This is a genomic window from Azonexus sp., assembly GCF_036170495.1.
Taxonomy (GTDB): domain Bacteria; phylum Pseudomonadota; class Gammaproteobacteria; order Burkholderiales; family Rhodocyclaceae; genus Azonexus.
Map to the genome: position 1 here is coordinate 1 of NZ_JAVHPH010000140.1, position 13967 is coordinate 13967.

A 13967-nucleotide genomic window follows, 5' to 3' on the forward strand; every position below is an offset into this window, starting at 1 on the left:
GAAATCGTCTTATTCTGTGACCCGCTGCGGCGGGTCGCCGCATTTTAAGGATTCAACATGCGTTTTCACTTCCCCGTCATCATCATCGACGAAGATTTTCGTTCGGAAAACACCTCCGGCCTGGGCATCCGGGCGCTGGCCGAAGCCATCGAGAAGGAAGGTCTGGAAGTGCTCGGCGTCACCAGCTACGGCGACCTGACCTCGTTCGCCCAGCAGCAGAGCCGGGCCTCGGCGTTCATCTTGTCGATCGACGACGAGGAACTGGCGCTGGAGCCGGAGGAGACGCTGGCCGAGCTGCGCGCCTTCGTCAAGGAAATCCGCAACCGCAATGCCGAGATTCCCATTTTCCTGCATGGCGAAACACGCACCTCGCGCCACATTCCCAACGACGTGCTGCGCGAACTGCACGGCTTCATCCACATGTTCGAGGACACGCCGGAGTTCATCGCCCGCAACGTCAAGCGCGAAGCGCGCGCCTATCTCGATTCGCTGCCGCCGCCGTTCTTCCGGGCGCTGGTTCATTACGCCGCGGACGGCTCGTATTCCTGGCATTGCCCCGGCCATTCGGGTGGCGTCGCCTTCCTGAAGTCGCCGGTCGGCCAGATGTTCCACCAGTTTTTCGGCGAGAACATGCTGCGCGCCGACGTCTGCAATGCGGTCGAGGAACTCGGCCAGCTGCTCGACCACACCGGCCCGGTCGCCGCTTCCGAGCGCAATGCGGCGCGCATCTTCAATTCGGACCACCTGTATTTCGTCACCAACGGCACCTCGACCTCGAACAAGATCGTCTGGCACTCGACGGTGGCGCCGGGCGATGTCGTGGTCGTCGACCGCAACTGCCACAAGTCGATCCTGCACGCCATCATGATGACTGGGGCGATCCCGGTTTTCCTGATGCCGACGCGCAATAACTTCGGCATCATCGGGCCGATCCCGAAATCGGAATTCCTCTGGGAGAACATCCAGAAGAAGATCGCCGCCAATCCGTTCATTACCGACAAGACCGCCAAGCCGCGCGTCCTGACCATCACCCAGTCGACCTACGACGGCATTCTCTACAACGTCGAGGACATCAAGCAGGAGCTCGACGGCAAGATCGATACCCTGCACTTCGACGAGGCCTGGCTGCCGCACGCCGCTTTCCACGACTTCTACGGCGATTATCACGCCATCGGCGCCGATCGTCCGCGTTGCAAGGAGTCGATGATTTTCTCGACGCAGTCGACGCACAAGCTGCTGGCCGGTTTGTCGCAGGCGTCGCAGATCCTGGTCCAGGATGCCGAGAACCAGAAGCTCGACCGCGACATCTTCAACGAAGCCTATCTGATGCACACCTCAACTTCGCCGCAGTACTCGATCATCGCGTCCTGCGATGTCGCCGCGGCAATGATGGAGGAGCCGGCTGGTAAGGCACTGGTCGAGGAATCGATTGCCGAAGCCCTCGATTTTCGCCGTGCCATGCGCAAGGTTGACGAGGAGTGGGGCGCTGACTGGTGGTTCAAGGTCTGGGGGCCGGACGATTTGTCCGAAGAAGGTATCGAAGAGCGCGAAGCGTGGATGCTCAAGCCGGGCGAGCGCTGGCACGGCTTCAACAATCTGGCCGACGGCTTCAATATGCTCGACCCGATCAAGGCAACGATCATCACGCCGGGTCTCGACGTCGATGGCGACTTCGCCGACGAATTCGGCATCCCGGCCGCCATCGTCACCAAGTACCTCGCCGAGCATGGCGTTATCGTCGAGAAGTGCGGCCTGTACAGCTTCTTCATCATGTTTACCATCGGCATCACCAAGGGTCGCTGGAACACGCTGGTCACGGCGCTGCAGCAGTTCAAGGACGATTACGACAAGAATCATCCGCTGTGGAAGGTGCTGCCCGAGTTCGTGCAGAAGAACCCGCGCTACGAGCGCGTCGGCCTACGTGACCTGTGCACGCAGATCCATAGCGTTTACAAGCACAACGACGTCGCCCGCCTGACCACCGAGATGTATTTGTCGGACATGGTGCCGGCCATGCGTCCGGCCGATGCCTTTGCCAAGATGGCGCACCGCGACATCGAACGGGTGCCGGTTGATGCGCTCGAAGGCCGCGTCACGGCGGTTTTGCTGACGCCCTACCCGCCGGGCATTCCGCTGTTGATCCCGGGCGAGCGTTTCAACAAGACGATCTGCAACTACCTGAAATTTGCCCGCGAATTCAATGCCCGTTTCCCCGGCTTCGAGACCGACGTGCACGGCCTGGTCAAGGGCAATGATGGTCGTTACTTCGTGGATTGCGTGCGCTGATTGGCCCTGCTTGTCGTTCGGCGCCGTGGGCTGACCACGGCGCCGCGGCGATGGGTTATTGCTTCTGGTAGCTCACGAAAGCGTAGCCAGACGCCTCGATTTTTGACGTTTTTTTCCAGTTGACCGTAGCAATCTCGGGAAACCATGCATCGCCCTCGGGCTCAAGGTCGACTTCGGTAATTTCCAGGCGATCGGCCAGCGCCATCGCCTGGGCGTAGATCTGCTCGCCGCCGATGATGAAAGCGGTGGCTGCGGTCGCAGCCCGTTGCAGGGCATTTTCCAGGGAATCGGCCAATTCGGCGCCGGGGGCGGCGTAGTCGGCCTGCCGGCTGATCACGATGTTGCGCCGGCCGGGCAGCGGGCGAAAACGCGGCGGCAGCGACTCCCAGGTCTTGCGCCCCATGATTACCGTGTGGCCAGCCGTCAGCGCCTTGAAGTGCGCCATGTCTTCGGGGATGGCCCAGATCAACTGGTTATCCTTGCCGATCACGCGGTTCTTCGCCACGGCAGCGATGATGACGACTTCAGTCATGGGGTTCGCTCCGGAAACGGCGCAAATGGTTGATCAGTCCGCGCGTCGAAGCGTCGAGACCGTCGGTCGGTGCCGCGTCGCGGATGCACGGGGCGAGCTTGCCGGCCAGCTGCTTGCCGAGCTCGACGCCCCATTGGTCAAAAGAATTGAGATTCCACAGCACGCCAAGGCAGAACACCTTGTGCTCATAGAGCGCGATGAGCTGGCCGAGTGTGAACGGGGTCAGTTCGGGCAGGATCAGCGTGGACGATGGCTGATTGCCGGGGAACCGGCGGAACGGCAGCAGGTGCTCGGGAATGCCGGCTGCCCGCGCCTCTTCGGCGGTCTGCCCGAAAGCCAGGGCCGACGACTGGGCGAGGCAGTTGGCGAGCAGGCCGCTGTGGTGGCCGGGCAGCGGAAAGTCGGATTTGCCCAGGGCAATGAAATCACAGGCGACCAGTTCGCTGCCTTGGTGCAGGAGCTGGAAAAACGAGTGCTGGCCGTTGGTCCCGGCTTCGCCCCAGAGGATTGGGTTGGTCGGATAGTCGACGGCCATCCCGTCGCGGTTGGCGCGCTTGCCGTTGCTCTCCATCTCGAGTTGCTGCAGGTGGGACGGCAACAGCGCCAGCGAGTGGCTGTAGGGGAAAACGCCGTTGCTGTGGGCGCGCAGAAAATTGGTGTTCCACAGCGCGATCAGCGCGAGCGTCAGCGGCAGGTTGGCCTCGGGCGCCGCGCTGAAAAAATGCGTGTCCATGGCGTGCGCGCCAGCCAGCAGCTGCTCGAAATGGCGGAAGCCGACGGCCAGCGCGATGGGCAGGCCGATGGCCGACCACAGCGAGAAGCGGCCACCGACCCAGTCCCAGAATTCGAAGACATTTTCCGGGGCGATGCCGAATTCGGCAGTGCCGCCCAGATTGGTCGAGGCGGCGACGAAATGGCGGGCGATGGCCGGCTCGCTACCCGCCGCGGCCACCACCCAGTTTCTCGCCGTGCGCGCGTTGGCCATCGTTTCGAGCGTCGTGAAGGTTTTGCTGGCGACGATGAACAGCGTGCTGCGCGGGTTGAGGCGGGTTAAGGTGCTGGCCAGGTCGGCGCTGTCCAGGTTGGAAACAAAATGGACCGTGACGTCGGGCTGCTGAAAGGCGCCGAGCGCCCGGACGGCCATGCGCGGGCCAAGGTCAGAACCGCCGATGCCGATATTGACGACATCGGTGATCCGATCACCCGAAAAGCCCCGCCATTGGCCGCTGTGAATCTGTTCGCAAAAACCGGCCAGGCGGGCCAGCACGTGCTTGACTTCGGGCGGTGCGGCATCCCCGGCGCGCAGGTCGGCATGGCGAACGGCGCGGCCTTCCGTGTGGTTGATCGGCTCGCCGGCGCGCATCCGCTCGATCCAGGTTGGCAAGCCGGCCTGGTCGGCCAGTTGCCGGAGCAGGCCCATGGTGTGCTGGTCGAGTCGCTGTTTCGAGTAGTCGAGCAGGAAATGGTCGGCTTGCACCGAGAAGCGGTCAAAGCGTGCCGGGTCGGCCGCAAACAACTCGCGCAGGTGGCGATGCTTGATGCTGCGCGCGTGTTCAGCCAGCGCGAGCCAGGCGGGGCGAAGCGGTACCGACATGCTCAGACCGCCACCGGGGCGGCGATATGCGGATGCGGATCGTAGCCGTCAAGCCGGAAATCGTCGAATTTGAAGGCAAAAATGTCGTTGACCGCGGGATTGATCCACATCGTTGGCAGCGGGCGCGCTTCGCGGGAAAACTGCAACCGGGCCTGGTCGAAATGGTTGGCGTAAATATGCGCGTCACCGAAGGTGTGAACGAAATCGCCCGGCTGGTAGCCGCAGACCTGGGCCAGCATCATCGTCAACAAGGCGTAGGAAGCGATGTTGAAGGGCACGCCGAGGAAGATGTCGGCGCTGCGCTGGTAGAGTTGGCAGGATAGCTTGCTGTCCGCCACATAAAACTGGAACAGGCAGTGGCAGGGCGGCAGCGCCATGCTGTCCACGTCGCCCGGGTTCCAGGCGGAAACGATGTGACGACGCGAGTCGGGATTGTTTTTGAGGCTGCTGACCAGTTGTGTGATCTGGTCGATCAGGCGGCCATCCGGGGTTTCCCAGCGGCGCCACTGCTTGCCGTAAACCGGCCCGAGATCGCCGTTTTCGTCGGCCCATTCGTCCCAGATGCGGACGCCGTTTGCCTTGAGGTAGGCGATATTGGTGTCGCCCTGCAGGAACCACAGCAGCTCGTGCACGATGGATTTCAGATGGAGCTTCTTGGTCGTTACCATCGGAAAGCCCTTGGCCAGATCGAAACGCATCTGCCAGCCAAAGACCGAGCGCGTGCCGGTTCCGGTGCGGTCGGATTTGTCGTGCCCGTTCTCCAGAACGTGGCGCATCAGGTCGAGGTAGGGCTGCATCGAGTCGGCTATCCGAGGCTGTCAATAAGCGACCTATTTTACATGGCGGGCACAATCAACGCCTGCCCGCTCGGCGGCGGTTATCCAATGGCAATATTTCGGAAGGCGAAAATTACGCGCGACTGAAGGCGGAATATCCGTCTAAACTGGAAAAAAACAGAAATTATTGAAGGAGATCAGCTGTGCTGAACAAGGTTGCCAATCTGGGCGGACTATTTGCCCAGAAAACAGATCACCCTCTGGCCAATGCCCGCGAATTTCGGCGGGTCCTTAGCGAGTTGCCGACGGACAATGCCTTCAAGGCGCTCGACGAAATTTCCGGCTGGCTGGAATCGCTGGAGGGGGTCAGTCAATTCCCGGCAAGCACCTTGTACGAGGTGCTCGAGCGGTTCGAAGAGGCCGCGCAGCCGCATCTGAAGCGGCTTTCCCGCGAATATTTCGGAGCGCCCCGACTGTCCAAATCGGAAGAAAACCGGCTGTGGTCGATCAACTATGGTTTTTGGTCCCGGCTGGCTGCGGCCTATGAGCGTTGCCTGCTCGCGGTCGGGGAGAAAAATCGGCCGGGCGAGCTGGCCAGGGTGGTGCTGCCGACCTTGTGCGTTCGTCTGATCATGGCGCTCGGTCGCGCCCTTAAATGGGAGCAGTTTCACTACGGCCCTTCGCCGGAGTCTTCCTGGCTGAGCCTCGGGCGGGCGCTGCTGAGCGCGGAAGAGGCGTGCGTGGCGAGCCGGGCGCTGGCCGTGCCGGGGCGCAGCGGCATGACCTCGCCACAGCAGGAGTACGAAAAAGTCATGATTTTCCAGGCGGCATCGCTCGATAGTCTGTTGCCGGTCGGCATCGAATTGGCCGAGCACATCATCGCCCATTTTCTACCCGGCTTCGTGTTTACCGCCGAGGCCCAGATTGACAGCGTTTACTGGGTCGATCTCAAGCTGGCCCTGCCGCCGCAACGGTTGGCCCGCATGCCGGCGCAGGCTGCGCCGACCCAGCGTTTTCTCAAGCCCGGCGCAGCCCATGCCGCCATGCGGACAGTGCTCGAGACGCTTGAACGCGGCGGCGACATGCCGCCCGAAATCAATCTCGGCGGCCAGTATCCGGTCAAACTGCTGGTCACGGTGTTTCGCCATTTGACCAACTACCTGTCGCCGATCCCGCCGCAGCGCTCGCACGACCGCCATCGCGTGACCCACCGGATGTCGGTGCTCAATGGGCTGGTCAACGCTTTCGTGGTGTTCTCCGATGAATTTGGCGGTCGCCCGGCCGGTTTGCCGAGCGAGGTCTGGGTGGCCGAAAATGTCAGCCGTGGCGGCTTCGGCGCCGTGCTCGACCGCGTTCCGGGCGAATGGCTGAAGGTCGGTGCCCTGCTCGCCATGCAGCCCGAAGGCGGCGATAACTGGCTGCTCGGGGTGATTCGCCGTTACCACCGGCTATCCGAAAAGGATGCCCGCGTCGGCATTCAGGCGCTGGCCACCAAGGCTGTTTCAATCGAGGTTCGGCCGCGCGGCTCTTCCATCTACATGGCGGCGGCCGGGCCAACGCCGGCCTTGATGCTGCTCGACGGCAACGAACCCGACGAGTTTCGGGTCATTCTGCCGCCGATGACTTTCGATCCGCGCGACAGCATGGAGTACGCCCGGGATGGCCAGCGCTTTCAGCTGACGCCGATAACGCTGATCGAGCAGACGGCTGATTTCGAATTGGCGCGTTACCGCCGGAGCCGGCTGGGCTGATCAGCGCTGTTCGGCCCGCATCGCCGATTTGGGCCGAAAGGCCTTGATCACCGTCGCGTTGGTTTCGGCGTAGGGGCCTCCGATGAGGTCGATGCAATAGGGCACGGCGGCGAAGATGCCGACGTGGGCGACCGTGCCGTCGGCGTTGCGGACGCCTTCCAGGGTTTCCCGGATCGACTTTGGCTGGCCGGGCAGGTTGATGATCAGCGCCTGCTTGCGGATGACGGCGACCTGCCGCGAGAGGATGGCGGTCGGCACGAAATTGAGGCTGATCCGCCGCATTTCCTCGCCGAAGCCTGGCATTTCCTTGTCGGCGACGGCCAGCGTGGCTTCCGGCGTGACGTCGCGCAAAGCCGGGCCGGTCCCGCCGGTGGTCAGCACGAGGTGGCAATTGCTACGGTCAACCAGAGAAATCAGCGTATTTTCAATGGTCTGGCGATCGTCGGCGATCAGCCGCGTTTCGGCGCGCCACGGCGTGCTCAGGGCGGATGACAGCCATTCCTGCAAGGCCGGGATGCCCTTGTCTTCATAAACGCCGGTTGACGCGCGATCGCTGATCGAAACGAGGCCGACGATCAGTTCTTCATTCATCGCCGGCTTCCTCTTCGGCTGGCGGAGTGCCTTGTTTGTCCAGTTCCTGGAGGATCTGGAAAATGGCCCGGAAGTTTTTGGGCGGCTTGTTATTTTCCTGCTCTTTCAGCGCATTGCGCCGGAGCTGGCGCATGTGCTGGAGATCGAGCTCCGGCCAGATGGCGGCGATTTCGGCGAGAAAACTTTCGTCTTCGAGCAACCGGGTGCGGAAGCGTTCCAGCCGATGCAGGCGGGCCGTTTCGGCCGACGATTCGCCGCGCAGCATGGCCAGACCGGCGCGGATCGGCTCGTCATCGACGCCGCGCATGAGCTTGCCGAGATAGGCCACCTGCCGGCGACGAGCGCCATGGGCGGTGATTTTCTGGCATTCGCGGACCGCTTCAAAAATGTTTTCCGGCAGTTTGATGGCCTTCAATTGGCCGATCGAAAGCTCGACCAGTTCGGCGCCGAGGTCGCGCAGTTCATGCATCGCTTCCTTCTTCTTGGTCTTGGAAGGGCGGCCGGTGTCTTCGGTGAAATCTTCTTCATGCATGGGGAGCGTCCGGTGCGGGCAATAACGGGCTGTTATGATAGCGACTTTCCCGCCCCGACGCCGCCTCCATGTCCGAAACCGCCGCATTTTCCTATTCTCACGCCACCCTCCAACAGCTCTCCGAGGACGTCCTCAAGCACGCCAAAAGCAAGGGCGCGACAGCCTGCGAAGTCGATGTATCCGAAGGTTTCGGGCAGTCGGTGACGGTACGTTGCAACGCGGTCGAGACCATCGAATTCAATCGCGACAAGGGGATCGGCGTCACGATTTACGCTGGTCAGCGCAAGGGCTACGCCAGCACCTCCGATTTTTCCGCTCAGGCATTGCGCGAAACGGTCGAGGCGGCGCTCGACATCGCTCGCTTCACGGCCGAGGACGATTGCGCAGGTTTGGCTGACGCCGCCTTGATGGCCAAGGATGTCCCGGATCTTGATTTGTTCCATCCCTGGGCGTTGACCGTGGAAGACGCTATTGAAACGGCGCGCCGCTGCGAACAGGCGGCTTTCGAGGCCAGTCCGCTGGTCAGAAATTCCGAAGGGGCATCGATCTCGACGCAGCAGGCCCATTTCGTCTCTGCCAACAGCCTTGGCTTCATGGGAGGCTACCCGACCTCGCGCCATTACATTTCCTGCTCGGTCATTTCCGGCGAACAGGATGCGATGCAGCGCGACGACTGGTACACAACGCATCGTGATGCCCGCCACCTTGACGATGCGGCGCAGGTCGGGCGGATTGCCGCCGAACGTGCCGTGGCGCGGCTGGGTGGGCGCAAGGTCAAGACCGGCGAATATCCGATCATCCTCGAAGCGCCGCTGGCCGGCGGCCTGCTCGGCAGTCTGGTGCATGCGGCGAGCGGCGGCGCGCTGTATCGCAAATCGTCTTTCCTGCTCGATCAGCTTGGCAAAAAAATCATGCCGGACTTCGTGCACATTGCCGAACGCCCGCATATCCCGTGCGGTCTGGGCAGCGCTTCCTTCGACAGCGACGGTGTGGCAACGCGCGAGCGTGACCTGGTCAGCAACGGCATCCTGCAGGGCTATTTCCTGAGCACCTACACGGCGCGCAAGCTGGGCATGCAGACGACGGCCAATGCCGGCGGCAGCCACAACCTAATCATCGAGCCCGGTGATCTCGACCTGGCCGGCCTGATGGCCAGAATGGGGCGTGGCCTGCTCGTCACCGAACTGCTCGGCCACGGCATCAACTACGTGACCGGCGACTATTCGCGCGGCGCTGCCGGCTTCTGGATCGAGGACGGCGAGATTGCCTACCCGGTCGAGGAAATCACCATCGCCGGCAACCTCAAGCAAATGCTGGCCGGCATCGTCGCCGTCGGCAACGATGTGCAGATTCGCGGCAGCAAAATCACCGGTTCCATCCTCCTCGACCGCATGACGGTCGCCGGCGAATAGGCTCAGGCGAGCACCAGGTCGCCAAGTCTGGCCGGCCACGGCCGGGGCGTCGCAGATGACTGTTCCCTGTCATCTGGCGTCCGCTTTGCCGCGGTTAACGGTGGGGAATTAGGGTTTTCCGCAACTCGTAATTGATCTCACTTTGTTAAACAATGCGCTCCACCGTCAGGTCTGACGCCTTAAATCAATCCAGAGGAGACAAGATGCAACGTCGTGATTTTCTGAAAAAAGCTTCCATTGGTGCTGCCGCTGGCGCCGCAGCCACCCTCGCCGCACCGGCGATCGCTGCCGATCTGCCGAGCATCAAGTGGCGCCTGACGTCGAGCTTCCCGAAGAGCCTCGACACCATTTACGGTGGTGCCGAGCAACTGGCCAATCGCCTGCGCGAACTGACTGGCGGCAAGTTCGACATCCGTGTTTTCCCGGGCGGTGAAATCGTTCCCGGCCTGCAGGCGCTCGACGCCGTGCAGCAAGGCACTGTCGAGTGTTGCCATACCGCTTCCTATTATTACGTCGGGAAGGATCGTACCTTTGCTTTTGGCACGACGATCCCGTTCGGCATGAACGCCCGCCAGACTAACGCCTGGATGTACCTGGGCGGCGGCCAGCAACTGCTTGACGAGTTCTATGCCGGTTACAACTGCGTTTCCTTCCCCGGTGGCAACAGCGGCTGCCAGATGGGCGGCTGGTGGCGCAAGGAAGTGAAGACCGTGGCCGATCTCAAGGGCATCAAGATGCGCATTGGCGGCCTCGGGGGCGCCGTGCTGACGCCGCTCGGCGTCGTGCCGCAGCAGATTGCCGCTGGCGACATCTACCCGGCGCTGGAGAAAGGTACGATCGACGCTGCCGAGTGGATCGGCCCTTACGACGACGAGAAGCTGGGCTTCTACAAGGTTGCCAAGCATTACTACGGTCCGGGTTGGTGGGAGCCGAGCACCTGCCTCGAGTTCTTCGTGAACAAGAAGGAATGGGACAAGCTGCCCAAGGAATACAAGGCCGCCTTTGCTTGTGCCGCCGCCGAAGCCAACGTGACGATGACCGCCGAGTACGATCACAAGAACCCGATCGCGCTGGCCAAGTTGCTGCAAAACGGCGTCAAGCTGCATGCCTTCTCCAAGGAGATCATGGAAGCCGCCCACAAGTCGGCGCAGCAGCTCTATGCCGACGAATCAGCCAAGAATCCGGCCTTCAAGAAGATCTACGACTCGTACAGCAAGTACGCCAAGAGCCAGCGCGCCTGGTTTGCCGTCGCCGAAATGCCGATGGACCAGTTCGCACAGTCGCATCGCTGATCGTTGCCGCTCAGCCACAAAAAAAGGAGCTTCGGCTCCTTTTTTTGTGGCTGAGTACCGCTAAACCACGGCGATTAGTGGGGTAGAGGGGGTTAGGGTTTTCCACTACTCGCATAAAATACACGCTTGGTGAAGAATGGATCGATCGCCATGAATGGCGACCCCTTACTTGGAGGAGACAAAATGCAACGTCGTGATTTTCTGACCAAGGCAGCCATAGGTGCTGCCGTAGCTGGTTTAGCCGCCTGTGGGAAAAAAGACGAACCCGCTTCTTCTGCGGTGCCCGCCACGCCAGCTTCGCCTGCAGCAGCGGCTCCGGCAGTCATTGGCGCGCTACCCAGCATTAAGTGGCGCCTGACTTCCAGCTTTCCAAAGAGCCTGGACACTATTTACGGTGGCGCCGAGGTGCTGGCCAACCGGGTGCGCGCGATAACCGGCGGCAAGTTCGACATCCGCGTTTTTCCGGGCGGCGAGATCGTTCCCGGCCTGCAGGCGCTCGATGCCGTGCAGCAAGGCACCGTCGAGTGCTGCCATACCTGTTCGTATTACTACGTTGGCAAGGACAAAACATTCGGTTTCGGTACCTCGATTCCGTTCGGTATGACAGCGCGCCAGATGAACGCCTGGATCTACTACGGCGGCGGCCAGAAGCTGCTCGACGAGTTCTACAGCAACTACAACGTGCTCTCTTTTGCCGGCGGCAATACCGGCACCCAGATGGGCGGCTGGTGGCGCAAGGAAGTGAAGACCGTGGCTGACCTTCAGGGCGTCAAAATGCGCATCGCCGGCCTCGGCGGTACCGTCTTCTCTGCCCTTGGCGTGGTGCCGCAACAGATCGCCGGCGGCGACATCTACCCGGCGCTGGAAAAGGGCACGATCGATGCTGCCGAGTGGGTGGGCCCGTACGACGACGAAAAGCTCGGCTTTTACAAGGTTGCCAAGAACTACTATTACCCGGGTTGGTGGGAGCCGGGCCCGGTCATCCATTTCTTTGTCAATAAGGCCGAATGGGCCAAGCTGCCGAAGGAGTATCAGGAAGCCTTCCAGGCTGCGGCCTATGAGTCCAACGTAACGATGATGGCCGAATACGACCACAAGAATCCGGCCGCGCTGGCCAAGCTGATGCAGGCGGGTGTCAAGGTCAAGGAGTTTTCCTCCGAGATTCTGAAAGCCACCCAAAAGGCAGCGATGGCGCTATACGCCGATGAAGCCGCCAAGAACCCGGCCTTCAAGAAAATCCACGTTGAGTACGAGAAGTATCAGCGAGCCCAGTCGGCCTGGTTTAGTCTGGCTGAACGGCGAATGGATGGGTTCCTGCAGACCGGGAAGTAGCGATTCCTACGGTCAACCGGAAAAAACCCGCAAAAACAAAACCCGCGAATTTCGCGGGTTTTTTTGCGGCTGGCCAATTGAGGATTTCAAATTTGGCCGTTTTTTACGTTTCACGTAGTAAACCCGGTTGACCGTGGCAAGCCCGGTGGGCCGGGGAAATCGACTATTCCAGCAGGCTGCGCAGCATCCAGGCATTTTTTTCGTGAATCTGCATGCGCTGGGTGAGGAGGTCGGCGGTCGGCTCGTCGCCGGCTTTGTCGACGATGGCGAAAATGCCGCGGGCGGTCTTGGTGACAGCTTCCTGGCCGGCGACCAGTTGCTTGATCATGTCCTCGGCCGAAACCTTGCCTTCGCTTTCCTTGATTACCGTGAGCTTGGCGAATTCGGTGTAGGTGCCGGGGGCAGCGACGCCGAGGGCGCGGATGCGTTCGGCGATGAGGTCCAGCGCATTCCACAGTTCGGTGTATTGGTCCATGAACATGACGTGCAGCGTGTTGAACATCGGGCCGGTGACGTTCCAGTGGAAGTTGTGGGTCTTGAGGTAGAGGGTGAAGGAGTCGGCGAGCAGATGGGACAGGCCGTCGGCGATTTTTTCACGATCCTTCTTGGTGATGCCAATATCCATGATGTTCTCCCTTCGTTGATCGGGTCGGCGGTCGACCAAAAAAATGGTCAGGCAACGATTGAATGATGCGCCTCTCGCGGGCGCACTGCCAATTCATTTTGGCTATTTTGACAATAGCCTTGCCCGCTTTCCACGGTCAACGGGAAAAATTGGCTATTTTTCAACGAAAGCGCGTTCGATCACGTAGTCGCCCAGTTTGCCGGCGTGATGGTTGCCGACCTCGAAGCCGCGCGCGTCGAGGAGGGCTGACGTGTCTTCGAGCATGGCCGGACTGCCGCAGATCATGGCGCGGTCGGTGGCCGGGTCGAGCGGCGCTTGGCCGATGTCGGTGAATAGCTTGCCGGATTCGATGAGGTCGGTCAGGCGGCCCTCGTTGCGGAAAGGTTCGCGCGTCACGGTTGGGTAGTAAATGAGCTTTGCCCTGACCCAGTCGGCGAAGTATTCGTGTTCCTTCAAATCCTGCTCAATGTAATCGTGGTAGGCCAGTTCATTGGTCCACCGGACGCCGTGGATGAGGATGACCTTGTCGAAACGCTCGTAAGTTTCCGGGTCGTGAATCAGGCTCATGAACGGGGCCAGTCCGGTGCCGGTGGCGAACATGAACAGCCGCTTGCCCGGCCTCAGATCGCGCAGAATCAACGTGCCAGTCGGCTTCTTGCTGATCAGCAGCGGGTCGCCGGGTTTGAGGTGCTGCAGGCGGGAAGTCAGCGGTCCGTTCTGGACCTTGATGCTGAAGAATTCGAGATATTCCTCGTGGTTGGCGCTGGCGATGCTGTAGGCGCGGGTCAGTGGGCGGCCGTCAACTTCCAGACCGATCATCACGAACTGGCCGTTGGTGAAGCGCAGGCCAGGGTTGCGCGTGGTGCGGAAGGTGAACAGGCTGTCGTTCCAGTGATGGACGGAGGTGACGGTTTCGGTGGCCAGATTGCTCATGCTAAGGCTCCTTCTGATAGGAAATGTGACCCATCTTAGGCGGTATCGTTTATTGATAAAAGCGGGTAATTTGTATATCAGTCATCTAAAATTCAGATATGAAAATCACCCTGCGCCAGATTGAAGTCTTTGCCGCCATCGCCCGTCTGGAAAATGTTTCGCGGGCGGCAACCCAGCTCAACATGTCGCAATCGGCGGCGAGCACGGCCCTGCTCGAACTGGAACGCCACTTCGATTGCCCGCTGTTCGACCGTGTTGGCAAATCGCTACGCCTCAACGGCAGCGGGCGGGGGGGGGGGGGGGGGGGGGGG

Annotated in this window: 13 protein-coding genes; 6 read left to right on the forward strand and 7 right to left on the reverse strand. The window is 61.2% G+C overall.

The window, feature by feature from the left end:
• The first annotated feature begins 57 nt into the window (after window positions 1-57).
• Window positions 58-2286 (forward strand): Orn/Lys/Arg family decarboxylase, encoded by a 2229-nt coding sequence (locus tag ADADOO_RS04370; protein ID WP_511275327.1) that lies wholly within the window; start codon window positions 58-60, stop codon window positions 2284-2286.
• Between the two features lie 55 nt (window positions 2287-2341).
• Here ADADOO_RS04370 and ADADOO_RS04375 read toward each other — a convergent pair whose 3' ends face one another.
• From ADADOO_RS04375 to ADADOO_RS04385, 3 genes are read right to left on the reverse strand one after another with little or no spacing between them, the layout of a single operon-like run.
• Window positions 2342-2818 carry a dihydrofolate reductase gene (locus ADADOO_RS04375; RefSeq protein WP_511275329.1) on the reverse strand — a complete coding sequence of 159 codons (477 nt, stop codon included), beginning with the start codon at window positions 2816-2818 and terminating at the stop codon, window positions 2342-2344.
• Window positions 2811-4412, reverse strand: coding sequence for a glucose-6-phosphate isomerase (pgi, locus tag ADADOO_RS04380; protein WP_511275331.1), 1602 nt, complete (start codon window positions 4410-4412; stop codon window positions 2811-2813). The genes ADADOO_RS04375 and pgi overlap by 8 nt, the downstream gene beginning before the upstream one ends.
• 2 nt (window positions 4413-4414) lie before the next feature.
• A complete protein-coding gene (locus ADADOO_RS04385; RefSeq protein WP_511275332.1) occupies window positions 4415-5209 on the reverse strand; it encodes a thymidylate synthase in 795 nt (264 codons plus the stop codon).
• Between the two features lie 182 nt (window positions 5210-5391).
• Here ADADOO_RS04385 and ADADOO_RS04390 point away from each other — a divergent pair, with 182 nt between their 5' ends.
• Window positions 5392-6939: a cyclic-di-GMP receptor FimW-related protein gene (locus ADADOO_RS04390; protein ID WP_511275334.1), complete on the forward strand. Its 1548-nt coding sequence runs from the start codon at window positions 5392-5394 to the stop codon at window positions 6937-6939.
• Here the strand turns inward: ADADOO_RS04390 and mog are convergent, their stop codons facing one another.
• Window positions 6940-7530, reverse strand: coding sequence for a molybdopterin adenylyltransferase (mog, locus tag ADADOO_RS04395; RefSeq protein ID WP_511275335.1), 591 nt, complete (start codon window positions 7528-7530; stop codon window positions 6940-6942).
• Complete coding sequence (yjgA, locus tag ADADOO_RS04400; RefSeq protein WP_511275337.1) at window positions 7523-8062, reverse strand: ribosome biogenesis factor YjgA; 540 nt, start codon at window positions 8060-8062, stop codon at window positions 7523-7525. Before yjgA ends, mog begins: the two co-directional genes overlap by 8 nt.
• 68 nt (window positions 8063-8130) lie before the next feature.
• On the opposite strand from yjgA, the gene pmbA reads away from it, so the two are divergent.
• The 3 genes from pmbA (at window position 8131) to ADADOO_RS04415 (ending at window position 12098) form a co-directional block, all read left to right on the forward strand.
• Complete coding sequence (gene pmbA, locus ADADOO_RS04405; protein WP_511275339.1) at window positions 8131-9474, forward strand: metalloprotease PmbA; 1344 nt, start codon at window positions 8131-8133, stop codon at window positions 9472-9474.
• Between the two features lie 203 nt (window positions 9475-9677).
• Window positions 9678-10766: a TRAP transporter substrate-binding protein gene (locus ADADOO_RS04410; protein ID WP_511275340.1), complete on the forward strand. Its 1089-nt coding sequence runs from the start codon at window positions 9678-9680 to the stop codon at window positions 10764-10766.
• Window positions 10767-10949: 183 nt separating this feature from the next.
• Entirely contained in the window at window positions 10950-12098 is a 1149-nt protein-coding gene (locus ADADOO_RS04415; protein WP_511275341.1) for a TRAP transporter substrate-binding protein, read from the forward strand.
• Window positions 12099-12261: 163 nt separating this feature from the next.
• Here ADADOO_RS04415 and ADADOO_RS04420 read toward each other — a convergent pair whose 3' ends face one another.
• Window positions 12262-12723 (reverse strand): Dps family protein, encoded by a 462-nt coding sequence (locus ADADOO_RS04420; RefSeq protein ID WP_511275343.1) that lies wholly within the window; start codon window positions 12721-12723, stop codon window positions 12262-12264.
• Window positions 12724-12876: 153 nt separating this feature from the next.
• Window positions 12877-13656 (reverse strand): ferredoxin--NADP reductase, encoded by a 780-nt coding sequence (locus ADADOO_RS04425; RefSeq protein ID WP_511275345.1) that lies wholly within the window; start codon window positions 13654-13656, stop codon window positions 12877-12879.
• Between the two features lie 98 nt (window positions 13657-13754).
• On the opposite strand from ADADOO_RS04425, the gene ADADOO_RS04430 reads away from it, so the two are divergent.
• On the forward strand, window positions 13755-13967 hold a 213-nt coding region (locus ADADOO_RS04430), incomplete at its 3' end, for a helix-turn-helix domain-containing protein (RefSeq protein WP_511275347.1).